Source organism: Janthinobacterium pasteuri (assembly GCF_051380775.1).
Lineage (GTDB): Bacteria > Pseudomonadota > Gammaproteobacteria > Burkholderiales > Burkholderiaceae_D > Janthinobacterium.
Genome location: NZ_JBNYXS010000007.1, coordinates 171605 through 196777 on the forward strand (window position 1 = coordinate 171605; position 25173 = coordinate 196777).

General features: G+C 62.5%; 25 protein-coding genes. 13 read left to right on the top strand and 12 right to left on the bottom strand.

Annotation, left to right across the window (positions count from 1 at the left end; translation table 11 throughout):
* The first annotated feature begins 5 nt into the window (after window positions 1-5).
* Complete coding sequence (locus ACQ4WN_RS09935) at window positions 6-908, top strand: LysR family transcriptional regulator (RefSeq protein ID WP_436551387.1); 903 nt, start codon at window positions 6-8, stop codon at window positions 906-908.
* Window positions 909-920: 12 nt separating this feature from the next.
* Here the strand turns inward: ACQ4WN_RS09935 and ACQ4WN_RS09940 are convergent, their stop codons facing one another.
* Window positions 921-2009 (bottom strand): flavodoxin family protein, encoded by a 1089-nt coding sequence (locus ACQ4WN_RS09940; RefSeq protein ID WP_436551388.1) that lies wholly within the window; start codon window positions 2007-2009, stop codon window positions 921-923.
* A gap of 116 nt (window positions 2010-2125) precedes the next feature.
* On the opposite strand from ACQ4WN_RS09940, the gene ACQ4WN_RS09945 reads away from it, so the two are divergent.
* Window positions 2126-2698 (top strand): helix-turn-helix domain-containing protein, encoded by a 573-nt coding sequence (locus ACQ4WN_RS09945; RefSeq protein WP_436551389.1) that lies wholly within the window; start codon window positions 2126-2128, stop codon window positions 2696-2698.
* 7 nt (window positions 2699-2705) lie between these two features.
* Window positions 2706-3230 (top strand): GNAT family N-acetyltransferase, encoded by a 525-nt coding sequence (locus ACQ4WN_RS09950; RefSeq protein ID WP_436551390.1) that lies wholly within the window; start codon window positions 2706-2708, stop codon window positions 3228-3230.
* 81 nt (window positions 3231-3311) lie between these two features.
* Here the strand turns inward: ACQ4WN_RS09950 and ACQ4WN_RS09955 are convergent, their stop codons facing one another.
* A complete protein-coding gene (locus ACQ4WN_RS09955; RefSeq protein WP_436551391.1) occupies window positions 3312-4709 on the bottom strand; it encodes a methyl-accepting chemotaxis protein in 1398 nt (465 codons plus the stop codon).
* Window positions 4710-5038: 329 nt separating this feature from the next.
* On the opposite strand from ACQ4WN_RS09955, the gene ACQ4WN_RS09960 reads away from it, so the two are divergent.
* Complete coding sequence (locus tag ACQ4WN_RS09960; RefSeq protein WP_199534280.1) at window positions 5039-5302, top strand: DUF378 domain-containing protein; 264 nt, start codon at window positions 5039-5041, stop codon at window positions 5300-5302.
* Between the two features lie 237 nt (window positions 5303-5539).
* Here the strand turns inward: ACQ4WN_RS09960 and ACQ4WN_RS09965 are convergent, their stop codons facing one another.
* The 7 genes from ACQ4WN_RS09965 to ACQ4WN_RS09995 all read right to left on the bottom strand — a co-directional run bounded on the left by ACQ4WN_RS09965 (window position 5540) and on the right by ACQ4WN_RS09995 (window position 10763).
* Window positions 5540-5950, bottom strand: coding sequence for a c-type cytochrome (locus ACQ4WN_RS09965; protein ID WP_436551392.1), 411 nt, complete (start codon window positions 5948-5950; stop codon window positions 5540-5542).
* A gap of 129 nt (window positions 5951-6079) precedes the next feature.
* Window positions 6080-6958, bottom strand: coding sequence for an EamA family transporter (locus ACQ4WN_RS09970; protein WP_436551393.1), 879 nt, complete (start codon window positions 6956-6958; stop codon window positions 6080-6082).
* A 222-nt stretch (window positions 6959-7180) separates the two neighbouring features.
* Window positions 7181-7561 (bottom strand): hypothetical protein, encoded by a 381-nt coding sequence (locus ACQ4WN_RS09975; protein ID WP_436551394.1) that lies wholly within the window; start codon window positions 7559-7561, stop codon window positions 7181-7183.
* Window positions 7536-8600: a peroxiredoxin family protein gene (locus tag ACQ4WN_RS09980; RefSeq protein ID WP_436551395.1), complete on the bottom strand. Its 1065-nt coding sequence runs from the start codon at window positions 8598-8600 to the stop codon at window positions 7536-7538. Before ACQ4WN_RS09980 ends, ACQ4WN_RS09975 begins: the two co-directional genes overlap by 26 nt.
* On the bottom strand, window positions 8600-9511 hold the full coding sequence (locus ACQ4WN_RS09985; RefSeq protein WP_436551396.1) for a phospholipase A2 family protein: 912 nt from the start codon (window positions 9509-9511) through the stop codon (window positions 8600-8602). Before ACQ4WN_RS09985 ends, ACQ4WN_RS09980 begins: the two co-directional genes overlap by 1 nt.
* A gap of 9 nt (window positions 9512-9520) precedes the next feature.
* A complete protein-coding gene (locus tag ACQ4WN_RS09990; protein WP_436551397.1) occupies window positions 9521-10240 on the bottom strand; it encodes a hypothetical protein in 720 nt (239 codons plus the stop codon).
* On the bottom strand, window positions 10233-10763 hold the full coding sequence (locus ACQ4WN_RS09995) for a hypothetical protein (RefSeq protein ID WP_436551398.1): 531 nt from the start codon (window positions 10761-10763) through the stop codon (window positions 10233-10235). Before ACQ4WN_RS09995 ends, ACQ4WN_RS09990 begins: the two co-directional genes overlap by 8 nt.
* A gap of 317 nt (window positions 10764-11080) precedes the next feature.
* On the opposite strand from ACQ4WN_RS09995, the gene ACQ4WN_RS10000 reads away from it, so the two are divergent.
* A complete protein-coding gene (locus tag ACQ4WN_RS10000) occupies window positions 11081-11494 on the top strand; it encodes a hypothetical protein (protein WP_436551399.1) in 414 nt (137 codons plus the stop codon).
* A 38-nt stretch (window positions 11495-11532) separates the two neighbouring features.
* Here the strand turns inward: ACQ4WN_RS10000 and ACQ4WN_RS10005 are convergent, their stop codons facing one another.
* Together ACQ4WN_RS10005 and ACQ4WN_RS10010 are read right to left on the bottom strand one after the other, a co-directional pair.
* Entirely contained in the window at window positions 11533-13407 is a 1875-nt protein-coding gene (locus ACQ4WN_RS10005; protein ID WP_436551446.1) for a phytase, read from the bottom strand.
* A 2-nt stretch (window positions 13408-13409) separates the two neighbouring features.
* Window positions 13410-15950, bottom strand: coding sequence for a TonB-dependent receptor (locus ACQ4WN_RS10010; RefSeq protein ID WP_436551400.1), 2541 nt, complete (start codon window positions 15948-15950; stop codon window positions 13410-13412).
* 307 nt (window positions 15951-16257) lie between these two features.
* Here ACQ4WN_RS10010 and ACQ4WN_RS10015 point away from each other — a divergent pair, with 307 nt between their 5' ends.
* From ACQ4WN_RS10015 to ACQ4WN_RS10040, 6 genes are all read left to right on the top strand, one after another.
* Entirely contained in the window at window positions 16258-17160 is a 903-nt protein-coding gene (locus tag ACQ4WN_RS10015; protein ID WP_436551401.1) for a GGDEF domain-containing protein, read from the top strand.
* On the top strand, window positions 17160-18185 hold the full coding sequence (locus ACQ4WN_RS10020) for an AraC family transcriptional regulator (RefSeq protein WP_436551402.1): 1026 nt from the start codon (window positions 17160-17162) through the stop codon (window positions 18183-18185). Before ACQ4WN_RS10015 ends, ACQ4WN_RS10020 begins: the two co-directional genes overlap by 1 nt.
* A 230-nt stretch (window positions 18186-18415) precedes the next feature.
* Window positions 18416-19810 carry a class I SAM-dependent methyltransferase gene (locus ACQ4WN_RS10025; RefSeq protein ID WP_436551403.1) on the top strand — a complete coding sequence of 465 codons (1395 nt, stop codon included), beginning with the start codon at window positions 18416-18418 and terminating at the stop codon, window positions 19808-19810.
* Window positions 19810-21153 carry a sensor histidine kinase gene (locus ACQ4WN_RS10030; RefSeq protein ID WP_436551404.1) on the top strand — a complete coding sequence of 448 codons (1344 nt, stop codon included), beginning with the start codon at window positions 19810-19812 and terminating at the stop codon, window positions 21151-21153. Before ACQ4WN_RS10025 ends, ACQ4WN_RS10030 begins: the two co-directional genes overlap by 1 nt.
* A gap of 1 nt (window position 21154) precedes the next feature.
* Complete coding sequence (locus ACQ4WN_RS10035; protein ID WP_436551405.1) at window positions 21155-22252, top strand: hybrid sensor histidine kinase/response regulator; 1098 nt, start codon at window positions 21155-21157, stop codon at window positions 22250-22252.
* Window positions 22245-23258: a response regulator gene (locus tag ACQ4WN_RS10040; RefSeq protein ID WP_436551406.1), complete on the top strand. Its 1014-nt coding sequence runs from the start codon at window positions 22245-22247 to the stop codon at window positions 23256-23258. The genes ACQ4WN_RS10035 and ACQ4WN_RS10040 overlap by 8 nt, the downstream gene beginning before the upstream one ends.
* Before the next feature lie 58 nt (window positions 23259-23316).
* On the opposite strand, the gene ACQ4WN_RS10045 is transcribed toward ACQ4WN_RS10040, so the two are convergent.
* The gene (locus tag ACQ4WN_RS10045; RefSeq protein ID WP_436551407.1) at window positions 23317-23844 is read right to left on the bottom strand and encodes an SRPBCC family protein; all 528 of its coding nucleotides are present in this window, start codon (window positions 23842-23844) and stop codon (window positions 23317-23319) included.
* A 237-nt stretch (window positions 23845-24081) separates the two neighbouring features.
* On the opposite strand from ACQ4WN_RS10045, the gene ACQ4WN_RS10050 reads away from it, so the two are divergent.
* Complete coding sequence (locus ACQ4WN_RS10050; protein ID WP_436551408.1) at window positions 24082-24867, top strand: DNA/RNA non-specific endonuclease; 786 nt, start codon at window positions 24082-24084, stop codon at window positions 24865-24867.
* Between the two features lie 20 nt (window positions 24868-24887).
* Window positions 24888-25142 (top strand): hypothetical protein, encoded by a 255-nt coding sequence (locus ACQ4WN_RS10055; protein WP_436551409.1) that lies wholly within the window; start codon window positions 24888-24890, stop codon window positions 25140-25142.
* Window positions 25143-25173: the final 31 nt, after the last annotated feature.

Genomic DNA, 25173 nt, shown 5'->3' on the forward strand with positions numbered 1-25173 from the left:
ATTTAATGGCCTTAACTTTGCGGCAACTGCAGATTTTTCTCGCCGTGGCGGACACGGGCAGCACCAGTGCGGCGGCCGAACACATTGCGCTGTCGCAATCGGCCACCAGCGCGGCCCTGAATGAACTGGAAACCTTGCTGGGGGCGCAGTTGTTCGACCGCGTGGGCAAGCGATTGCTGCTCAACGACAATGGCCGTTTGCTGTTGCCGCAGGCGCGGCAGATGCGCGACGGGGCCGCCAGCATCGAGCGCCAGTTCGCGGGCGCCGACCCGTCCGTGCCCGTCAGCCTGCAAATCGGCGCCAGCACCACCATTGGTATCTATCTGTTGCCGCAGATCCTGGCCCAGGCGGCGCAGCAGTATGGGCGCAGCATTCCGCAGGTGACGATCGCCAACACGGCCGACATCGCTGCCGCCGTGGCGGAGTTCCGTGTCGATATCGGCCTGATCGAAGGGCCGTGCCACGAAGCGGGCTTGCTGGTGGAGCCATGGCTGACGGATCAGATGCTGATCGTGGCCGCGCCCACGCATCCGCTGGCGCAGTTGCGCCATCTGCTCAGCTTTGCAGAACTGAACCAGGCGGGCTGGCTGCTGCGCGAAGCGGGTTCGGGCACGCGCGAAGCGGTGGAGCAGGCGCTGGTGCCGTATCTGCACTATCTGCGCCCCGCAGGCGAATTCAGCAACTCGGAAGCCATCAAGTATGGCACGGCGGCAGGGCTGGGCATCGCCTGCCTGTCGCGCGTGGTGGTGGCCGATCTGCTGGCCAGCGGGCAACTGGTGGAGCTGGAAACCATGCTGCCGCCATTGGAGCGCAACTTTTACCTGATACGCCAGTCTAAAAAGATCCTGTCGCCCCGCTTGGCGGGTTTCCTGGAATTGTGCCGCCACGCCTCGCGCATGGCGGGGTAGGTAGGCGCGGCGTCATTTTGGCCGCGGAGCTTGTAGTGCCGCATCGGGCGGCGCCAGCGTGCCCGCGCGCAGCCGCTTGACGGCTTCGGCCACGGCGCGCGCCACGTTGCGCACTTCTTCCTGCATATGGGTATCGCGGTCCAGGGTTTCGTGGCTTTGCGCATAGCTGTCGTAATAGCCGATGTAGCGGTCCAGCCGTGACTTCGCGCCTGCGTCGACCAGGCCCATCCAGTCGAGCCAGTCCGACAGGCCACGCCGCACGCCTTCGATACCGGCCACGTCGCCATGCACGACGAGGCCATACGCGCGCCCGGCCAGGTGTTTCGGGTAATTCCAGCCTTGCAATTCCAGGGCCTTCGCTTCCACGGCTTTCTTGCCGTGCGTGGACGTGGGGTCGGGGTTGCCGCCGTCGGCGCAGACGAGCCGGTCTATCATCAGTTTCAGCACGCCGGGCGTCTGGTACCAGTACACGGGCGTGAGGATGATGACGGCGTGCGCGGCCGTCCAGCGCGCGTAAATGTCCGCCATCCAGTCATTCGTCTGGCGTTCGCCATGGTTCGGGTAGCAGCTGCACGGCCAGTGGCACAGGGGCATGGCTGTCGAGACACAGCCTTTGCACGGGTGGATGTGCAAGTCATACGAGGACGTCAGCAAGCTCAGGTCCAGCACGTCCGCCTCGATGGCATCGGCCTGCAGCACTTCTTTCGCCCATTGCGTCATGCGCCAGGTCTTTGATATTTCGCCAGGGCAAGAACCGTCGTTGCGCGCCGCGCCGCAGATCAGCAGCACGCGCGACGGCGTGGCGGGATCTTTCTGACGCGCCTCGGCCGCCAGCAAGCGCTCGCGCGTGGCAAGCCATTCCACCGACAGCTCGTAGTCGGGGTCGGCAAAACCCGGTCCGGCCTTCTGCGTGACGGGCGCCTTGCGGCCATCCTGGTAATTCTTCCACGCCACTTCTTCCACCTGCACCAGGGCGCCGCGCACGGCGTCGAACGTGGGGTCGGCAAACGAGCGGATGAATTGCAAATGAAATTCGACCCTGCCCAGCGGAGCGGGCGCCTGGCCCTGGCGCGGCTGGGGAGTGGGGGGAGTGGCGGACATGGCTTCTCCTTGAGGTGTTGTGCCATTTTGCTTGAGCAGCGGCCGCTGGTCTGTGCGCTGAACAACTGTGCAACGATTGCTTGCCAAATTCCCGTGTTCGGGATAAATTCCCATATATGGAAAATAGGAAATTGACTGATCACGATACGGAACAGCGGCTGGCAGCGCGTTTAAAGCAGTTGCGCGTGGAGCGGGGCTGGTCGCTGGACCAGCTGGCCAGTGCCAGCCAGGTCAGCCGCGCGACCCTGTCGCGCCTGGAAAATGGCGAAGTCAGCCCAACCACGGCTGTGCTGGGCAAGCTGTGCGCCACGTATGGCCTGGCCATGTCGCGCCTGCTGCGCATGGTGGAAGACGACTTCGCGCCCCTGCTGCTGCGGGCCCAGCAAAGCGTGTGGACCGACCCGGACACCGGTTTTATCCGCCGTTCCGTTTCGCCGCCGTCGCGCGCGCTGGCCGGCGAAGCGCTCGAATGCGAACTCGGCGCTGGCGTGACGATTGCCTATGCCACCTCGCCCCGGCCCGGCATGGAACACCATCTGTTGCTGCAGGAAGGCCAGCTGAACGTGACCGTCGATGGCCGCTCCCATTCATTGCAGGCAGGCGATTGCCTGCGCTACCAGTTGCATGGCGCCAGCACCTTTGTCACGCCAGCCGACAGCGGAGCCCGCTATTTTTTGTTCATCGTCTGAGGTTGATATGTCCCCATCACTGCACCATTTTACCTGCGCCGATATTCGTGCACGCTTGCCGGAACTGGGCGCCTTGCTGCAAGACTGCGTGCACGACGGCGCCAGCATCGGCTTTATCTTGCCCTTCGACGCGGCGGCCAGCCAGGCGTTCTGGACAGATAACGTCTTGCCGGCCGTCACGCGCGGCGTGCGCCTGCTGCTGGTGGCCGAGGTGGAAGGGAAGGTGGCGGGCGCCGTGCAGCTGGACTGGGACACCAACCCCAACCAGGCGCACCGGGCCGAGGTGCGCAAGCTGCTGGTGGCGCCCGCTTTCCGCCGGCGCGGCATCGCCCGCTTGCTGATGCAGGCGCTGGAAGTGCGGGCGCGCCAGCTGCCGCGCAGCCTGCTGACGCTCGATACGCGCAGCAGCGACCATGCGCAGGCGCTGTACTTGTCGCTGGGCTATGTGGTGGCGGGCAGCATCCCCGCCTATGCAGTGGCGCCGGCCGGCGACCGGCTGGACGCCACCACCATCATGTACAAGCAGCTGTAGCAATGCTTGATTATTGAGCATTGAGCAATGAGCAATGAGCATTGAGCATTGAGCAATGAGCAATGAGCAATGAGCGGGAACTCAGGCTTTCAGGCGCGCTCTAACGACTGGGGCGCGCGAGCGTGCCAGGGCGGGTGCGGCCTTGTCTTGCATCGTGTCTTGCGCCGCAACAAGGCTGATGGGCGGCGCCGCGTGCAGGGGCGCCACCTCATTGCCCAAGGTGAAGATATCCACCGTGCCCGACAGTTGCTGGGCGCGCTGCTGCATGCTCGCCGCCGCCGTCGACGCCTGTTCCACCAGCGCGGCGTTTTGTTGCGTCACATGCTCCATCTGCACGATGGCGGCATTGACTTGCTCGATGCCGGACAATTGCTCGCCGCTGGCCATGCTGATTTCGCCCATGATGTCCGTCACGCGGTGAACGCTGGCAACGATTTCACGCATGGTGGCGCCCGCCGTATCGACCAGGCGCGCGCCCGCGTCGACCCGCTCGACGGAGTCGCCGATCAATTGCTTGATTTCCCGCGCCGCGCCGGCCGAACGCTGGGCCAGGGTGCGCACCTCGGCGGCCACGACGGCAAAGCCGCGTCCCTGTTCGCCTGCGCGCGCCGCTTCCACGGCCGCATTCAGGGCCAGGATATTCGTCTGGAAGGCGATGGCGTCGATCACGCCAATGATATCAACGATCTTTTTCGACGACGCATTGATCGAGCTCATGGTATCGACTACTTGTGCCACCACCTTGCCTCCTTTGCCAGCCACATCGGCGGCCGATAGCGCCAGCATGTTGGCTTGCCGCGCATTGTCCGCATTTTGTTTGACGGTGCCCGTCAGCTCTTCCATCGAGGCGGCCGTTTGCTCCAGCGAACTGGCTTGCGCCTGCGTGCGCTGCGACAAATCCAGGTTGCCGGCGGCGATCTCTCCCGAGGCGCCCGCGATGTCCTGCGTGCCGCCGCGCACATCGCCCACGATATGGATCAAGCTGGCATTCATGTCTTTCAGTGCCTGCAGCAACTGGCCCACCTCGTCGCCGGATTCGACGCGGATATTGCCGCTCAGGTCGCCGCCGGCCACCTTGCGCGCCACCTTGACGGCGTGCCGCAGGGGCCGCACGATGCCGCTACTGATGAACCAGGCCGTGGCCAGGCTCAGCACGCCGCCGATCAGACCCAGCGCGATGATCAGCACGCTGGTATTGCGCGCGCGGGCAATGGCCGCCTCGGCCGCCGCGCGCATCTGCGTTGATTGCGTGGCGATCTGCTGGTCGATGTCGCGCAGGGTGGGCTGCTCTTGGGTGCTGTTGCGTGTGGCTTGCAATTGCTCGATGCGCGCATAGCGCTGGTTCACGCTGCTATCGATTTCCCCGCTCACCGTGGCAAGCTGCCAGGTGCTGATGCTGACGACCACCGCCAGCAACAGCGATGACAACAAAAAACCCGTGGTCAGACGTACACCGATGCGTATATTTGAAATATTCATGTCCCCTCAGCTGTTGTCCCATGGTGGCCGCACCCCATGCGGGCGGCACGGCGCGGCGCTGTTGCCCCTGATGTTGCTGGGGTGAAATGAGTGTAGCAGTGCAATACTAAGTAATCTATAAATATTTCCATATTGAAATTGGTTACTGCTTGTTTAGCAACAGCTGGCCACTTTTGTCGAAATTATTGCCAGATAAAATCACCGTTCTTATTACAGACTCGTCCTACCTCGAACCCCGGCATCGTCTGACTGGCATATGCCGGCGCCGTGCCTACACTGATCTTTGCACAGGGCCGGCGGCGGCACCTGTCTTCTTACAGGAGGCTGATATGGCGAATATCCAGGCAGGATCGGACGGTGCGGCAAACGAGGAAATGACGGCAAAGCGCCTGAACGTGGTCGACTGGATCTCCATGATCCTGCTGATCGTGGGCGGCTTGAACTGGGCGCTGGTGGGCTTGTTCGATATCGATATCGTGGCCCGCATCCTCGGTGCCATGTCGACCGCGTCGCGCGGCGTGTATGTGCTGGTGGGGCTGGCGGCGCTGTATTCCATTTACCTGTGCGTGCGCAAGCTGCCAGCCAAACCCTAAGGGAAGCACTGCCTGTCGGTGACCATCCCCGGCGTGAACGCGCATTCAAGCAGGTGGAACGGGACTTCAAACAGGGAGGGCGTTACCCTGGCGGCGCACAAGCAGCGTAAGGGCTTGCTGCAAGCGCTGGAGGCTTGAGCTGCTGTCGTGGCTTGATGGGCCGCGTCCGCCTGTCCGCGCGCGCGTGGCCGGGCCAGTGCGTGACCTGCCTACTTAGCTGCCTACTTACCTGCTTACTTACTGCGTGCGCAGGTAGGCCAGCAAGTCGGCCACTTGCTGCGCATTGCCGATGCCCCAGAAGCGCATATTATTGCCGGGAATGAAATCGCTGGGGGCTTTCAGGAAGCCCGCCAGGTTTTGCTCGGTCCAGACAATATTCGCGTTTTTCATGGCCGCCGAATACTTGTAATCGGCGGTGGAACCGGCTTTGCGGCCGATCACGCCCGTCAGCCTGGGGCCGAAGCCGCCGCGCGCCGATGGCCCCACCTGGTGGCAGGAGGCGCACTTGCGAAACGCCACCTTGCCCGCTTCGGCATTGCCCATGACGGTGGTGGGCGCGCCGGCTGCCTGTGCGGCGGCGCCAGGCGCCAGCAGCAAGGCTGCAGCGGCGAGAGGGGGGAAGCAGCGGAAAAGGAAGGTGGATTTCATCGGTGGGGCAGGAATGCACGATAGGGCAAACGATAACGCATTTTACAGGCAGGCATCAAAACCTGCCCGCCACCGCGCAGCCATGCACGGTAGCGCTGCACGACGCGGTAGGGGCTGGACTGAATGCCGCTAGCGCTTGCCGCCTTGCGCACCCAGCGCCGCCATGGCCGACGCGAACACGATGCAGGCGATGGCCAGCCACTGGATCAGGCTCAGCTGTTCCCCCAGCACTGCCATGGCGGCCAGCGCGCTGACGGCGGGTGCCGCGCTGCTAAACATGCCGAACACCCCTTGCGGCAAGCGGCGCAGGGCAAAGATTTCCAGCGAATACGGCAGGGCGCTGGACAGCATGGCAATGGCCAGGCCCATCAAGGCAATCGATGGCGCCAGCAGGGCCGTGCCCGAGTAAGCAACGCCGATGGGCACCGTCACCATGGCCGCCACCGTCATGCCCCAGGCCACCGCTTGCCCGCCTTGCAAGGTCGAGGCGCGCTTGCCGAAGATGATATACAACGCCCAGCACAGCGCCGCCCCCAGCGCATACGCCACGCCGACGGGGTCCAGGCTGCCCGGACTGCCTTGCAGCGGCAGCAATAAATAGAGACCGAACACGGCGCACGCGACGGCCAGCAAATCGCGCGGCCGGCGCGACGACAGCATGGCCACCGCCAGCGGCCCCGTCACCTCGATGGCCACGGCAATGCCGATCGGTATCAGCGCAAACGCCCGGTAAATCAGCAAATTCATCAATCCCAGCACGGAGCCGTAGACCAGCAAGTTCAGCACATCCTTGCGCGTCAGGCGGAAGCGCCAGGGACGGAAGATGGCCAGCAGGATCAGCGCCGAAAACCCCACGCGATACGCGGTAATCCCCTCGACCCCGATGACAGGAAACAGATTCTTCGCAATCGCCGCCCCCAGATTGACAGAAATCTGCCCTCCCAAGACGGCCAGGGACGGGAGCAAAATGCTGTCGGGCAGGGGGGAGGTCGAGGCGGGGGAGGTCATGGGGCGGTATTTTAATATGCCTGAGGCTGGCAGTCGCTGGCAGATTGGTAAGCAGGGGAGATTTAACCGGGCAGTTGCTGACATGACTGGTGTATCTCGGCTTCTTTTTCGATATGATGTTGCAAAATGCGCGACAGTTGTAGAATTGTTTACTCATGGCCAGAAGTGGCCGTTGCTAATCGAACATCTTTTACCATGTTGATTCTTAACACTGGTAAACAATTATCGCCTGTGGCCCAGCCACCTATTGGCTGCAATCGATAACGGCGCCATGCAGAACAGGTTGAACAACGGTGCCATTAGCAGACCCAATGCAGCAGTGGAGCTTTGCGGGGCCACAAACACCGACCAGTAGGTGTGCGCGTCCAGCAGCAGCATCAGCAAGGCGCCGGCTAACAGAGCACCGCAATTCTTGCTGCGTTGTAGCGCAAGTGCCAGCAATAGGTAGGGCGCCAGCGACCAGGCGCACAGCGCCGTCCGAAAGACGATGCCGCCACCGTTGGCCAGAAATAGTGCGGTGATCAGGTGCAGGCAAGTGCCAACCGTCAGCAGTAGCCAGCTTGCCTGTCGTGGTGATTTAAGCGGCGATATCCCGGTTTTCATCGATCTGCGGTACGGTTGATTCCAGTAGATCGTATATGTCTTTTGAACCCAGCGCCAGATGCGATGCGATCGTCCCCTCGGCGGACACCAGTACAGCGCTCGGAGTCACCAGCGCGTCGTAGCGCTCGGATACCTTTCGGTCCTCTTGCAGCAGCGTGGTGCAGGAGCCGGTGGTATGTGGACGGTGCAGCTGTCCGGCATCGACGCGCAGGATGACGGCGATGCTGATCAAGCCCTGGTATTGCCGATGCCAACTCTCAATGCGCGGCGCCAGTTCGGCACAAGGGCCGCAGGCTATGTCGGAGAATACCAGCAGCACCGGCAGGCCGACAGACCTGAGCTGCGCCAGCGTCTTCGCTTCGCCAGTGCCCATTTCCGGCAGCGCGAAGTCCGGCGCCATGCTGCCGACTGCCAGTCCGCGCGGGCGCATGTCGACCGCATGCAGTGGCTGAATGTTGGCGGCGTCGAGTCGCAGCTCCATCGTATCCATGCGCAAGATCAGGCGCCCGTTCTGGCGCAGCGTATGCAGTAGCAGCCACCATTGCACCGCCATCACGGCGATGCATATCGACAGTGCCGGGGCCGTGACCAACATCTCGGCCAGATGCGTCCATACAGGAGCATGCGCGTATGCCGGACCAGCGTAAATCAGCGCGCCCGCCATCGACAGCAGTACCCCGTTCCTGAGCAGCGTAGTGGCGCTGATCGGCGTGGCGTCCTGCTGACCGAAGCAGTTGCAACTGGGCCGCTGGCCTTGCAGCAGCTTGTACGCCAGCACGGCGTTGTAGAGCGCCAGCAGTGCGGCGCCGGCGATGGCGCTCCACCACGTGGACATCGCCAGCGTCAGCATGAAGGCGATCGCCAGTTCGCACGTCGGCATCAGCCACGCCAGCTGCGGCTGCAATGCAGTGGGAATACCGAATTCCGCCAGCGTTTGAGCGTACGCCTGCCGGTGCAGTAGCTTGCCGGCTGCGGCCATCAGCAAGATGGCGCCTAACAGCAGGCGCAAGACCGTGAATGGCACTATAAACGCGTCCATTATCTCTTTCCTCCCAGGGTAGGTCCATCGTAACGTTGAGCGCCACCAAACGGCGAGATGATCGATGCGTTCGTCAGGTCGGAGCACAGTGGCCCGCACAATGCGGTGCCGCCGCAACAATTTGTGCCGGCGCAACCGTATCCCGGTGGGCAATCGTCGTTGGAGCTGCAGGTGGGCAAACCGGCGCAAGGAGTATTGCCGTGCACGCAGACGCCCGAGCCATTCGGCGTCGTAAAGCACACGCAGTCGCCGCCGCCGACGCATGCCGGGAAGGCGCCGCAACTGCCGCCGGCGCAGGTCTGGCAAGCCGTAGGCGGGCAGCAGTCGCACGAGAGCTTCTGGGCGTCGTCATACGCGTTTTGGCCATAGGCGGACACCGCGTTGTAATAGGCCTGCGCTTGGGACAGACAACCGCCGCGCTTGATGTTCTGTATGGTGCCCGTGCCGGGGAAGGCTGCGGTGCAAATAGCGCTAAGGCTACCAAGGAAGTTGGTATCGCACGCTGTCCTGTTCTGGTTGCACTTGTCGTAGCAACAATCGTGAGTATTACAAGCGGGAACGAAGCTGACGCCGAAGTAACTTTGCGGCGGCGGCACCCACGATCCGACCGCGCCGCAACCATTGGCGGTGCAGGTATGCGCCAGGTTAGCGGTGCGGGAAGGGCAGTGCGCCAGATGGGCAATGGGGTGCTTTTGCACCACGCCGTTGGGCGTGCAGCAGGCAAGGGCGGAGTCGTACACGCGGTTATTGCACAGGCAATTGCGCGCCGCCCAGGCGTTGTCGATGCCGAACCGGGCCAGGGTCATGCCGCCCAGGCCGAGCACGACCATTTTCAGTGCGGCGCGGCGCGAGGTGACGCCAGCGAGCGTGCGTGCGATGTCGTCGAGTACCGTATGGTCTGAGGTTTTCATGTCGTTCACCTATCGTGCTCTGGATGGCGACAGTACCGAGTCCAGCCCCACCGGTCCGGCATTGTTGGCCGCATGGTCCCATGAGATCAGGCTGTAGGAGGTGGACTCGGAGCGCCCGGTTGGACTTTGGATCTCGAAACCGCCAAGCGCTTGCTGGGGCGCGATATGGGCATCACCAGAAATCCAGCCCACATAGGTCATCAGGTCGGAATCGGACTGCCAGCCGTGTGGCGTGCCGGTGACGGTGGTGGGTGCCACGATGTCGAGGTGGAAGGCGGCGATATACAAGGAGCTGCCCAGCGGCTCGTCGTTGAAGATGGTGTAGGTCCAGGTGGCGTTATTGAGCAGCACGTTAACATGCGAGCGCAGACGTGGCGAGGCATACGGCGCCGGCTGCGGAATCATCACGTAGCGATTGACGACGAAGCCCAGCGTGCCGCCGGCCTCGTAGGTGCCGCGCAGGGTCAGCAGGTATTGCTGGCCGGGCGTTAGCCCGGTGGTGCTGAATCTGGCGCCTATGCTGCCGCTGCCTTCGTTCATCAGGCTACCGATGTACACCGGAAAATTCTGCGGGCTGATTCGCCGTGCCGCACCCAGTGTGGCGCCGGTCAGGAATACCTTGCTGGCGGTCTCGCTACCGATGTTGGTAACAGTGATCGAGACGATGACTTCTTCGCCGGTGTTGATGACCGTGGCGTTGCCCGTGCCGATCTGTGGCTTGCTAGCCATGATTGCCCCCATGGTTGGAGAGAGTGCGGCAAAGCATCATGCCAGCCAGGCCGGCCAGCATGATGGCCAGCGTGGGCGGCTCCGATACGGCCACCACTTGGTCGACCAGGAAGCTGAAGCTGACGACGTCGGAGAAGCTGCCGCCAAGGTCCTGCAGCATCACATCGAGCGTATGCACGCCGGGCAGCGCGTTGGCCGCCACGTCGATAGTGAACAGGGCAACATTGTCCCTGAACGAAAAACTGGGAATGCTGAACAGGACCAGTCCCAATGTTTGCTGTGGCGTCAGCGCGCCTGGATCGAAATTGCCAAAATTCAGGAACAGGTCGGTCGCGTCCAGCGCCGTGTTAGTCCTGTTGATGATGCTGCCGGTGATGCTGACGCTGCCACCGGCCGAGGCAGGCATGGTGGTCTGTGTTGAGGTGAGCGTGAGTAGCGGCAGCGCGTGCGCGCTGTGTGCCAGCGCGAGGAGTATTAGTGCGGCCAGCGCGCTACAGAACGATTTGTGTAGAGTATAGAGCATGGAAATCCCCTGGTTGGCATCATGGGATTAGCTATGCATTAACTATGCCAGTCCGTGGGAGCTCTGTTAAATCAAGGCTTGCACAGGATTGCCCGAGGCAGTCGAGGGGAAGTGTAAAGATGACCGACAAGCTGTCGATGTTAATCATTGTCATCAGAATCACCCAGGCACCTAAGGTCCAATGGATTTGAGATCGTTTTCACAGCAATCTCTTCTCTGTCACGATAGATCCAGGTTACAGTGTTGCGATCACCGATTGAATCCCCACTTGCTGCCTGTCGCGCCGCATAGTTACCTGTAACCCGGAGTAGTATTGAATGACTGTTTTTAGTATCGGCGACACCAATTTTGACGTAGATATCGCGAAATCAAGCATCAGCCAGGAAGAAGATGGCACTGGCATGGTGGAACTGAACATCGATATCCATGGGGACGACGATGTGTTTATGCGCTTGACCGAGCCCGATGACGCGCAATGGTCGTGGGCGCTGTATCCGCCTGCGTTTTTCCTGCACGGCTTGCGCATACCGGAAGGGCAGGAAGGAGCGTTTGCGATCGGGATGCTCGATACGCATCCCGAGGCGGAGGAATCGGGTATATATATGATGGAGTACGGTGACGTATCGGCCGTCAACATCATTGAGTTGTCGGCACGACGCCTGCTTGTGTCGGGCATGGTGGACTTATGCGGCAAGCGGTTGCCATTTCATATCGATATGCCGCGCGCATAGTGCCGGGGCCGGTCCCGAAGGGACCGGCCGTTGCTAACTTAATCCAGCTTCAACGCCTTTGCCACCTCTCCCCACGCCACATACTTGAAGTTCTGCGGGCCGTCCGGCAAGCGCTTGTAGCCGTCCTGGATCACCAGCATGCCTTGCGCATACGCGCCGCCCAGGTTGGCGGAGGTGACGTCGAGGCCATCCGTTTCCGACGTGCCGTCTATGCCGGCCGGCAAGTTGAAGCCTACCTTGAAGCGGCCGCGCACTTTATATGGTGCTTGCGCATCGAGCACGACGTAACTGCTGTCGCCCTGGCTGGAAACAATCAGGTAGCCGGTGTCGGGCGCGCCCCCCGGCTTGCGGTAGATGGCCATGCCTTCCACGTCGGCGCTCAAGTGCGCTCCCACGGGCAAGACCATGGCCAGGGCGTCAGGCTTGGCGGCGTCGGCCGAGGTGGTCCACACGCCGCGCGTTTCCTCTCCCAGGAAGAGGCGGGCGTTGGCGTCGTCGGCAACGCAACCTTCCGGTTGCGTGGCGACCTTGAAGCTGCGCAAGAGGGTGGCGCTGAACTGTTTGCCGCTCAAGCCAATGCGGTATTGCTGGAAGGTGCCGTCCTTGTCGTTAATGAACGCTTCCACGCCGCCGCTGGCCGGTTGATACAGGCACATGCCGTAGATGCTTTTCAGGCCGGTCGGAAAACGGCCCGCTTCCGCGACGTCGCCACTGGCATTGATGATGAAGAGCATCATGCTGTTGTCATCGCGCTGGGTGGCCACAGCCAGGTCGACCTTGCTGCCGCCAAAACTGATGTTTTGCCGCACGTCGACGTTGTTCAGGCGGCCCACTTCCAGCAGCTGCGTCTGCTTGCCTTGCAAGTCGTAGACCAATAGCCCCTGTTTCTTGTTGGTGCCGAGGATGCGCGCATTGGCCGGATCGCTGGACAGCCAGATGGCCGGGTCGTCCGCCGCGTCACCCTGGCGTGCCATCGGCACCGTCTGCGCTTGCGGGGCGATGAAGGCGACCGCAGGCAGCGCTTCCGCTTGCCCAGCCCATTTCAAGGGGCGCACTTGCCAACCGCTCTTGCCGCGCAACATCAACGAATTCCCGTCGAGCGCCAGCTGGCTATCGCCCTTGCGCACATTCAAGGCGACAGCTTGCGGCGGCAGGGCCGTCCAATTCCCGCCCTGATGGGCGACCAGGTGCAGTTTTTCCGCCTTGCCGTCGAGCACGGCCACGCCACCCGGCAGCACGGCCAGCGCGCCGGCGCCGCCGTCCAGCTGGCCATATGGCTTGCGCAGGGCGACCACTTCGCGCTTGCCCATGCCTTCGGACTCGGCGTCATACGCCCACACGCCCATGTTCGCTTCGCTCACCAGCAGGCGCTGGGCGCCATCGTCGACTCTGCAATGCTTGGCGTGCGGCGGCAAGGCCAGTTTGCGCACCAGGCTGCGCTGTTCGCCCTGCATCACCCATTGTTCCGCTTGCCCATCCTTGCCGATCAAGAACAGATGATCGAGTTGCTGCGCGTCGCGGTACAGGCACGATGCTTCCACGGAAAACGTGGGAACGGGAAACGGCGCTAGACGGTTCAGCTTGCCAGCCTGCACATCCACGGAGACGGGCAGCGGGCGTTGCGTGTCCGCTTCCAGGAACACGGCCAGCACGCGATTGGCGTCGATACGTGTGTCGAGCTGCTTGGCGCGCACGGCGAGGCGGTCCTGTTCCTGGCCTGCAGCGTTGAACAAGCGCAAGCCATGCTTGTCCAGCGTCAGCCAGCCGCCGCCCGGCAGGCGCGCCAGCTCTTCGGCCTCCTGCATTAAAGAAGGTAAAGCAATGGCGGGGACGGCCAGCGCCAGATTGCTGAAAGAAAAGGCGGCCAGCAGGGCGCTGCACAGGACGGCTTTTTTTTTGTTATTCAAGATCATCATCAGAAGGCGCTGGCTTTCAGGCTCACTTTGAAAGTGCGGCCGTATTGTTCGTTCTGCACGTTGTACTGTTTCGTGTCTTGATACACATAGTATTTTTCGTTGTTCAGGTTGGCCGCCTCGAACATCAGCTGGAACTGCTTGTTGATCTGGTACGACAGCGAGAAATCGAGCTGTTTCTGGCTGGCGACGATATGGTCCTGGCTTTGATCGAGGATGTCGCCGCCCATTTCCAGCAGGTACGGCGACTTGTAGTTGAGGGCCAGGCGGGCGCTGATCGGGCCCGTTTCATAGCCCAGCATCAAGTTCATCACCTGGTTCGACTGGCCCGGCAGGCGGATGTCGCGGGTGAGTTGCTTGTTCGTGGCCTTGTCGAAGCGGCCGATTTGTGCGTTCGAGGTGCTGAGGGTGCCATTCACGCCGACGAGAAACTTGTTGAACGGCGCCGGCAGCATGCGCAGCAGCTGCATGTAAGCCAGTTCGATGCCTTTGACTTTCGCCGCGTCGCCATTCGCATACGAGGTGGCCGTCGTGTAGCCCGTCCACTGGCCCGTGCCGGCCAGGTTGGTCGTATACGTAAAATTCTTGATGTCCTTATAGAAACCGTAGGCCGACATCACGCCGTCGTTGCCCAGCACTCTTTCGATGCCCAAATCCAGGTTGTTTGCCTTCAAGGGCTTCAAGTCCGGGTTGCCGATCACGGCTTCCGTGTTGCTGGCCAGGCTGATGCCGGGCGCCAGCTGGCTGAAGTTGGCGCGCACCACGGCTTGTGTCCAGGCGGCCCGCACGCTGGTCTTTTGATCGACGTCATAACGGGTTTGCAGGTTTGGCAGCCAGTTGGTGTACGAACGTTCGCGCGTCAAGGGCGTGGCCAACCCTGCACTGTCCACTTGCGAGCCCGCCGCTTCAAAGCTGGTGCGCTCGGCGCGCACGCCGCCCAGGATCTGCCAGGCGTCGAAGTCGTAGCTGTTTTGCACATACATGGCGTTGATGTCTTCATGCATGCGGTAATCGTTGATGATGGACTCGGTGGCCAGGCGCGCCTTGTCGCGGTCCAGGCCGGCGACTCTGGCGCGGATGAGAAACGGGTCCAGCGCCACGCCGATGTTGCCCAGGTCATAGTCAAGCTTGTGGCCCTGCACGAAGTTGCTCATTGAGGTGGAAGCGGCGCCCCAGTAATTGCCGCTGCTGGCTTTGCTGCTGTTATATGTCCATTGATCCGTGTCATTGCTTTTTTCGCGGCGGCTGACTTTCGCGCCGAATTTCAGGGTGGCGATGTCGAACTTGCGCGCCAGGTCGATGCGCGCGTGGTGTTCATTGTCCTTCGAGTAGCGCTTTTGCAAGGTGATGGCGTTGAGCGCATAGCTGGCCGGGTCGTACAGCGAGGCGGGGCCGCTCAAGACAGGTTCTTGTGTGCCGTTGAAACTGATGCCGGCGACATTGCTGGTGCCGCGGAAACGGCCGTCGTTCAAGGACTCCGGCGTGTCTTCCGTGGCGCGGCTCATGCCGCCTTTCACGTCCAGGGTCCAGTCGCCCGATTTCTGCTGCGTGCCCAGCACGAGCGAGCGCACTTGCTGCGTGTACTTGCGCTGGCGGATGCGGCGCTCGGCGCGCGCGCTGGCCGTGGCGCCTTCGGCCAGGCTGCCGCCCGCGATATTGCTGATGGTCAGGCGGTCGCGCACTTCATCGTCGGAAAATTCACTGACGAATGAGCGCAAAAACCAGCTGTTGTCCGCTTCGGGGCGGTAATCGAGGTTGACGGCCAGGGCGCCGCGCTTGCGTACGGGCAGGTAGTCGCGCAATTCCAGGCTAGATAATTTCCCCTTGCTCCAGGCGCCGCCCGTTTCGACGTTGTCGGAGCCGAACGAGCGCCTTTCCGCGCTCAGGCCTGCGGCCACGCCCAGCTTGCCGTCGAGGAAGCGCTGGGCCCACAGGGCGCCGCCGCTGGGGCTGGTCTTGCCCGTCTTTTCATCATGGCTGGCGCCCACGTTGGCCGACAGCAGCTTGCCCGGCAAGTCGAAGGCGGACAGCGATTTGACTTCGATGGTGGCGCCCAGGGAGTTGGCGTCCATTTCCGGCAGCAAGGTCTTCGAGACTTCCAGGGTGCGGATCAGGCCGGCAGGCAGGATGTCCAGCGCCACGGCGCGGCGGCCCGCTTCCGGCGACGGCACCAGCGCGCCGTTGATAGTGACGGCGTTCAGGTCCGGCCCCAGGCCGCGCACCGTGATGTAGCGGCCTTCGCCCTGGTCGCGCTGTACGGACACGCCCGGCAAGCGGGCCAGCGCCTCCGCCGCGTTCTTGTCCGGCAAGCCGCCGATGTCGTCGCTGCTGATGACGCTGATGATGTTGTCGGCTTTCTCTTGCGCGGCGATGGCATTGCGCAGGCTGGCGCGCTGGCCGCTGACGACCACGGTGGCGGCCGCCTGGCCATCGTCCTGGCTTTGCGACTGCGCATGGCTTTGAGCGCTGAAGATGGCCATGATGCCGAGTGACAGGGCCGTCAGGCGCAGCGGGGAGGGGAACGAAGTGTGCATGGTTTTCATGAAGAGCTCGGTTAGGGAGGAAGGAACCGGGCGGATTCTAGGCAGCAAATATGACGGTTGCGTGACCGGCAAGGGCTTGCCACCCTGAAAACAAGGGCATACGAACGCTTTCCTGCTGGAAATGGGCCGTGGTGAGCTGAAATGACCTGCCGGCGCATGGCGCATGGGGCGCGGCATGCCGTATTTGCAGGATAGTCACTAGTAATGCTGAGCCGTTTGCACCTGCCGCATGGGCGCAGGGCATGTCATCGTGCCGTCACGGGCGGGCGCTATCGTGGCGACAGCACCACTTTTAAAGGTTTCCCACATGCTGCCGTTGCACCGTAACAGCCTGATTGCCGCCGCACTGGCCTTGCCCCTGTTCTTTTTTCTGTACGCCACACTGGGCCACGTTAAACCGTTCGCCATCTGGAAATGGATGGATATCGTCTGCGAAGGCGGTACGGCCGTCATGGCGGGCATCTGGTTCATGTTTACCCTCAGCAGCCGTCCACGGGGACGGGTGACGAGTCTGATTGCCGGCGGCCTGTGCGCCATCATGCTGGGGTCCTGGGCCGATTGCCTCGATGAATTCTTTGCCGTCGACAAGAGCGCCGTGTGGGATAACTGGCTGGAAGCCTTGATTCCGTTTGGCATGCTGGTGCTGACCATCGGCATGTATTACTGGCGCCAGGAACAGTTCCGCCTGAACGAACACCTGCAAAAGCGCGAACGTCTGTTCCGCGACCACCGCGCTTTCGACCGCATCACGCAGCTGGCCGACGCCAGCTATCTGCGCACGCAGATGCGCCTGGAGCAGGAGCGCCGCCCCGGCCTCGATTGCGCGCTGGTCTTGCTCGATATCGACAGCTTTCATCTGATTAACCGCGAATACGGCCACCGCGAAGGCGACCGCGTGCTGCAAGCCGTGGGTCACATGCTGCTGCTGAACTTGCGTAATGACGATTTGCTGTGCCGCTATGCGGGCGACCGCTTTGCCGTGCTGATGCCTGGCGTGTCGCGCGAGCATGCGGCCGTGAAGGCGCGTCATCTGTGTGCCATGGTGGGGCAGATGCGCCACCACGCCAACGATAACCGCGAAATTCGCCTTAGCCTGCGGCATGCCTGCTCGCTCACCGATGGCGTGCCGGAAGTGGTGTTAGCCGAGCTGAGCCGTGCAGTGGAAACGCCGCGCTCCGGTGCCGGGATCAGTTCCGTCGCACCTGCCTGATGCTGCTGAACCAGCAAGGCGACCCCAGCATCGCGGCCCATCACCAGCCGGCGCTGGTGCTCGATTATGCGCGCAGCCGCGACCTGGCCACGGCGCCGCTGCTCAAGGGCACTGGCCTCGATGGGGGCGCCCTGCCATCCGCGGAAAGCCAGGTCAGCGCCGCGCAATACCTGCAATTGCTGGCCAACGTGGCGCGCGGCCTGGACAGTGCCGACACCAGCTTCATGCTGGGCCAGCAAATGCTGCCCGGTCATTACGGCGCGGCCAGCCACGCCTTGCTGCAGGCGCAGAATTTGCGCCAGGCCTTGACCATCCTGTGTGATTTTCATACCTTGCTGTGTCCGCTGTTGCAGCCCCGCTTGCGCGAGGCGGGTGATATGCAGGTGCTGTACTGGACGGACGCGTTTGGCGCGCCAAGCCAGCTGCCTTTTTTGGTGGAAATGCATATGACGGCACTGGCGGCCATGTGCCGCTGGCTGGCCGGCGAGGCGCTGCCGTGGCGCTTCTGCTTCAACCGTGCGCGGCCCCGCCACGTGGAGCAGCATGAAGTGCACCTGGGCCAGGCACTGCGCTTCGATTGCCAGGTCGACGCCATGCTCATCGATTCCAGCTGGCTCGACAAGCCCTGGCCGCGCGGCAATGCCACGGCGGCCGCGCTGGCATTGCGGGCGGCGGCCGTGGCGCCCGTGCCGCCAGCGAGCCTGCTCGGCGCGCTGTACGACTACTTGCTGGCCAATATCCGCTGCGCGCCGACCCTGGAACGCACGGCGCAGGAGTTCGGCGTCAGTCCCGCCACGTTCAAGCGCCACCTGGCGCGCCATGGCACGCATTTCCAGGCTGAGCTGGACCAGGTGCGCGCGCACAAGGCCATCTACCTGTTCCAGGCGCATGGCTACGACAACGATGCCGTGGCTGCCTACCTCGGCTTTCATGATGCCACCAACTTCCGTCGCTCGTTCAAGCGCTGGACGGGACAAACGCCGCAGCTATTGCGTCACGCCTTAGCCTTGTTTGTTGCTGGTTAAAGACGTTCTGCACGCAGCGTTGCGCGCCAGCGCCACAGACAGTCGTTCCAGAGGGAACAATTGCCCGTTCTGCTACATCCATAGTACACTCGACCAGAGAGCGAACAGACGCGCTTTGAGGCGCTCCGGCACAGCGGCAGACGACCGGTGTGCCGTGCCTTAACCCAGCCTGGAAACTGGCGTCACCAGTATGGTGCGCCGGACACCGGGCAACTTGATAATGCTCAATCGTGTATTCACAATCGCAGATCGATCCAGTCGTCAGTTTCCGTAACACCCAGGGTGAGGCGGTGCGCGGCACGATTTTCAACTTGCAGCGCAATTCGCTGGTCATGGAAATCTACAATCCATACTCGATTGTGCAGGTCAGCGAGGTGCTCAATGACGTGACAGTGCGCATGGGGGCGAAGAACGCCTATGTGGGCAAGGGCGTCGTCATCAGCAGCGTCAACACGGGCCTGACGGCCATCGTTTCCGTGACCCTGATCGACGAATGGCGCGAGCTGAGCGACGTGGTGGTGGTCAAGGGCGCCGTGGCGAAAGAGTCCAGCGCCTTTGTTGCCGGCTGGGGCGAGCGCTTCCGCATCCGCCGCGACTACCAGATCGTCGTCAACGAAATGCGCGCCTTTTTGTCGGAGGTGGCGCGCTGGGTCGAGCAGGTCGACTTGTCCGATTCGCTACCCAAGGAAAACGGCCGTCTGCGCGCCGATATTTTCGATGAGCTGGCCCTGCCGCTGATGGAGCAAACCCAGCTGTACTTGCGCCAGCTCGAGGTGGAAGCCTCGCTCGTCGAGGAAGAGCGGGCGCCGGCCCACCGCGCGTTCGCCCAGGCCGCGCTGCACCCCCTGATCCTGCGCGCGCCGTTCGTCTTCCGCACGTTTACCAAGCCGCTTGGCTATGCGGGCGATTACCAGATGGTCAATCAGTTGCTGGACGATCCGCGCCAGGGCCCAAGTACCTACTTTCAGATCGTCAATGCGGCATTTTTGCAGGCGGCCGTGGCGACGGCGCACCGCAACCGCATCGATATCCTGACGCAATTTCTGGCGCACAAGGCGGCCGAGGCGCGTGTTGCCGGGCGCGTCTTCAAGGTGCTCAACGTGGGCTGCGGCCCTGCCATCGAGGTGCAGCGTTTTCTCGAGACTTGCCCCGATGCGCAATGGCTGGCCTTCGAACTGGTCGATTTCAGCAGCGAGACCTTGGACTGGACGCGCGCGCGCCTGACCACCATCATGCAGCGCACGGGACGTGTGGTGGAGATCGATTATGTGCACGATTCCGTGCACAACCTGCTCAAGCGCCGCCACGGCTCTGGCACCGCAGGCTTGCCCGGCAGTTTTGATGCCGTGTATTGCGCCGGCCTGTTCGATTACCTGTCCGACAAGGTGTGCGCGCGCCTGCTGCTGCATTTCGCCTCGCGCGTGGGGCCGGGCGGACGTTTGCTCGTCACCAATGTGCACGCCGACAATCCGGGCAAGTTCGGCATGGAGCATTTGCTGGAGTGGCATTTGATCTATCGCAATGAAGCGGGCCTGACGGCCTTGCTGCCCGAACATGCGATGGCGCCGAAAATCTATGTCGATGCCACGGGCGTGAATGTGTTCGCGGAAGTGAGCATTCCTTGATGGATACTCCAGGCCTGCACGCCGGCTACACGGCCGTTTTGCGCAACTTCCGCCTGGAATTCAGCCGCGGCGGGGCCTACACGGGCATCGTCCTGATCCTGTTGGGCATGGGCCTCGATTCGGCCCTGTATCCGGATAAGCAGTCGGCCTTCACCGGTGCGCGCATCCTCGTGTCGGCGCTGATCTTTTGCGTCGTGCTGGCCATGCGCACGCGCTGGGCGCAAGACCGCATCCAGGGACTGACTTTTGTGTGGCTGATCCTGCCGCAAATCATGATCGCCTGGATGATCGCCGTCACGGAAGGGGCCGCCTCGATCTATTACGTGGGCATGACCCTGGCCATCTATTCCTCGGGCATCGTGCTGGCGTTCGGCTTGTGGCAAAACATGGTCTTTGGCGCCATCTCCTGCCTGCTGTACGTGGCCGCCTGCGCCTGGCATGCGGGCGGCTTCGGCTTGCCGGCCACGTTTGTCGTCAACTGTCTGTTCCTCATCATGTCGGCCAGCATCAGCGCCGTGTTTACCTATTTCAATGAGCGTGCCCGCTTCATGCTGTTCCAGCTGAAGGCGGAAGTGGCGCATAAAAACACGCAGCTGGAAGAAACCAACAAAAGCCTGGCCGATATTAAGGGGCAGATGCTGCAGCAGGAGAAAATGGCCGCCATCGGCACCCTGGCCGCCGGCATGCTGCATGAAGTGAACAATCCCGTGAATTTCTGCATGATGGCCATCGAGGTGGCCATCGAAGACCCGGCCGCCCAGCAAAGTGCGCTGGTGAGCGAATGCCTGGCCGACGCTAAGCAGGGCATGCTGCGCGTGCAGCACATCGTTTCCGACTTGAAGACCTTTGCCTACCGCAAGAGCGGCAACCAGCTGGAAACGGGGCATTTCCAGTTCCGCAGCGCGCTCGACGCGGCCATCCGCCTGGTGGGGCATGAAACGAAGAATGTCAGTATCAGCCACGACTTGCCGGTCGACACCCTGGTGCGCGGCGACGAGGCGGCCATCGTGGGCGTGTTGATCAACTTGCTGGGCAATGCCGTGCTGTCCATGCGCAAGGGCAATGCGCCGCCGTTCGAGATCCGCATCACGGCGCGCTGGGATGACAAGCGCCTTCGCATCAGCGTGCGCGATAACGGCCCCGGCATTGCGCCGGAAAACCTGGCGCGCGTGTTCGAACCGTTCTTCACTACGCGTGAAGTGGGGCAGGGGCTGGGCTTGGGCCTGAGCATCAGCTACGGCGTGATCCAGCGCCACGGCGGCACCCTGAGCGCCGAAAGCGAGCTGGGCCAATGGGCCAGCATGAATTTCGACTTGCAGCGCTCCGACTGGGAGGGCCGTTAGCATGGACAACGATAGCCGCGCCAGCGTGCTGTATGTGGATGACGAAGCGCTGGCGTGCAAGTATTTCGAGCGCGCCATCGGTGCGCGCTACCGCGTGCTGACGGCGCAGAGCGTCGATGCGGCGCTCGCTTTGCTGGCAGACAATGGCGCCCAGGTCGACGTGCTCGTTACCGATTACCGCATGCCGGACCGCCTGGGCAGCGAGCTGCTGCAGGAAGTGGCGCAGCACTACCCGCACATCGTCTGCATGCTGGTGACGGCGTATGCGGACAAGGATGTGCTGCTGGAACTGATCAACGGCGGTGCGCTATTCCGCCTGCTGGAAAAGCCGCTCGACTTGCCCGCCATGCAAACGGCGCTGCAATTGGCCGTGCAGACGGGACGCGAGCGCGCCGCGCGCCGCCAGGCGCTGGTGGCGATGGAAGAGTCGCTGGCCTTCCTCGCGCATGAATTGAACACGCCGCTGGCGGCCATCGCCAATTTTGCGCGCGGCATCGCGCGCCGCGCGCAGGCGGACTCCGCACCGCAGGCCGAGATAGGCGAAGCGGCCGCCTTGATGCACGATAATGCGCGCTATTGTTTGTCCGTGCTGGCCAGCTTTGTCGACACGGTGCGTCTGGCCAGTGCCGGGCCGGGCATGCAAGGCGGACGCCGCGCCGGCAGCGCGCGCCAGCTGCTGGCCGCCTTGCTCGACAGTTATCCCTTGAGCACGGCCCAGCGCGCCGCCATCACGGTCGAGCAGGGCGAAGATTTCGCCATTGCCGAGTCACCCAACTGCGTCGCGCTGATTCTGTCGTCCGTGCTGGCGAATGCCTTGCGCTCGGCCGATGAGCAAGCCCATCCTGCCATCGGCATCCGCATCGATGCCGGCCGCATCACGGTGCGCGACAATGGCGCCGGCATCGCCCCCGAGATTGTCGCGCAGCTGTTGATCGACCCCGTCAGTGCCAGCGGCGATGAAGGCAAGGGCTGGGGCATGGTGTTTTGCCACCGCATGATGCAATCGTTCGGCGGCAACCTCGATATCGCCACCGAGTTTGGCAGTTCCACCACGGTAACCCTGAATTTTCCAGTACATATAAGGAACGAGCATGATTGACGCCAATCTGCGTTTGCCGGCTCAGCGTGAGCCGACGCAAGGCTTGCCGACGATACTCTATGTCGATGACGAGGCCAACGCCCTCAAATATTTCCAGCGCGCCATCGCGCCGTTGGCTGACGTGCTGACGGCCACCTCGGTCGAGGAGGGCAAGCGCATCCTCGACGAGCAGGCCGACCGCATCGCGGTGCTGGTGTCGGACCAGCGCATGCCCGGTGCCTACGGCAACGAGTTGCTGTCATACGCCTGGGACCGCCATCCGCACATCGTGCGCATCCTGACCACCGCGTATTCCGAACTGGAGCACACGGTGGAAGCCGTCAACCAGGGGCAGATCCACCGCTACATCCAGAAGCCGTGGGATATCGCGGCCCTGCGCATGGAATTGAAGCAGGCGCTGGAGCTGGCGCGGCTGCGCAATGAACACGCCCAACTGCTGCGCGAAAAGCTGATGGTGCGCCAGCGGCAAGCCGTCGCCAACCGCATCGGCGCCCTGTACGCCCTGTGCGCCAGCCTGGCCGGTGCGGAACAGCAGCTGCCTGTGGAAGCGTATTTGTCGGCAGCCCTGACGGCCGGCGTCACGCCGCCCGAACCGGACTGGCTGCTGATGGATTATGCCGACCTGGTCAGTTCGGAAGCCTTCCGCGGCACCGCTTTTGCCGCCGCCGTGCGCCAGCAGCTCGACACGCTCGAGCGCGAGCATCCGGGGCGTGGCGTGGAGCAAGCGATCGACATGCTGCTGCCCGTGTTTGGCGCAGCGCTGCAAAACCTGGGTGGCACGGCGCTGTTCCTCGATGGGCGCCTGCTGACGGAATTTCTGGAAACGCCCACTACCACGCCCGTCTCATCTATCCACTCGTTCTGGCTGGCCAGCTTGCTGTGGCTGGCGCGGCGTGGCTGGTCCTTGCAACTGAGCAAGACGGAACTGGGCTTGCAGGGCAAGGTGGTGCAGGCTGAACCGGCGCTCACGCCGGACCATCTGGCCGCCTGGATCGAGCAGTTCTGACGGTGCGCAAAATAAAACAGGGCCATGCGGCCCTGTCGGAGGCGGCTAAGGGTTGAACTTATTGTTCCGCAGCCGCCTTCAGGTTGTTCAAGCCTTTTTCAAAATCCTTGCCGATCATCCTGTCCATGCTGACGAAGACCGTCATGACCTTGCTGACGTAAGGGCTGGGGCCTGTCATGGTCCAGTTCACCTTGGTGCCTTCGCCCTCGGGTGTCATGCTGAAGGTGGTGGTGTTATGGCTTTCGAACGGTTTGAGGAAGTCCAGCTTGATGACGGTGCGCTCGGGCTGGGCCGCTTCGGTGATTTCCATGCGGCCGGCGCCCACCTTGTCGTTGCCTTGCCACGCATATTGCGCGCCCAGGCCAGTGGCCGGGCCCGCAAAGGTGCGGCGCATGGCCGGATCGAGCTTTTCCCACGGCGACCAGGCAGCCCAGTAGTGGAAATCCGTGATCAGGGCGGCGATTTTCTCGGGCGGGGCCTTGATGGTGATTTCGCGCTGGACACTAAAGGTATCGGGCTTGGTGGTGGCATAGCCGAAGACGGCGGCGACGACGACAACGATCAGCAGCAGGGTTTTTTTGATCATATGCTCTCCAAATCTTGAATGGTCGATGCGAACAAATCAAGGCAATCTTAGCAGATATGAATGGCTGTGCGCAGCCTGTTGGCCTTTATTTGCGCCAGCTCTGCGCCGGGCCGCCTGCACGTCCGTCTGCACGCCAGTTCGCCGTCGCGCACAGGCGCGCACGCCAGGTTTGTGCAGGTTTGTGGTGAGGGCCGGCGTCCGCTAGAATGCTCGCCTGCAAAGATTTCTGAGGGAAATATGATTCAACGATCGATCGCCAGGCTGACCCTGGCGTGCGGCTTGCTGGCTTCCGCCTTTGCCGCCAACCTGGCGCATGCCGATGCCTGTCCTGCCCATTACGTCGATGGCCGTAAGCCGGAAATCACCAACCCCAAGCTGGACGTGGCGACGAAAGAGCTGTGCTACAACGTGTTTGGCGTGATGCACTCGGGGATTACGCGCACGCCCCTGTGGTCGGCTGAACACTTGACAGTGAACAACCTGGACGCGGCGCAGGACTTGTCGCGCGAAAATTCCTTCCATGCCGAACGCAAGCTGCCCGCCGCCCAGCGCGCGGAACTGGCCGATTATGCGCGCAGCGGATTTGACCGTGGCCACATGGCGCCGAACGGCGACATGCCGGACCGCCAGAGCCAGCACGACAGCTTTACACTGGCCAATATGGTGCCGCAGGACGCGCGCAACAACCGTTATGTGTGGGCCGGTATCGAAGGTGCCGTACGCAAGATGGCGAAGAAGGAGGGCGATTTGTACGTGATCACGGGGCCGGCCTTTATTGGCGGAAACTTGCGCAAGGTGGGCAGGGTGATCGTGCCCAGCCATCTGTACAAGGCCGTGTACAGCCCGCGCCAGCGCGCCGGCGCCGCCTATTTCATAGCAAACGTCGATACCAAGACGTATGAAGTGCTGAGCATTGCGCAACTGGAAGACAGGATAGGCATCGATCTGTTACCGTCGCTGACGCGCCAGCAAAAGCTTCGCATGCTGAGTTTGCCGAAGATTAATAGCAAGTCCAAAAAATAATCCCCTTGAGAGGAAATCCCATGTGCGCAAAGAAATTCGTCCCGTATGCCAATGAAAGCGATGTGCTGGAGATCGGCGGCATGACCGTCGAAAACCGCATCGACCGTATCAGCATCAGCGGCGACATCGACCTGACCCAGGACAAGCCGGGCCTGGCCCTGGCGAAACAGCTGCAAAAACTGCTGGGCGACGTGGTGGCGCAGCTGGAAAAGCAGGAACTGCCCGACCAGCTGCCGCCGCCCGAGGTGACGTCGGTGGCCAATCCCTTCGAGTGACGTTGGCCATGGCCGGGCCGCTTCAATAGCG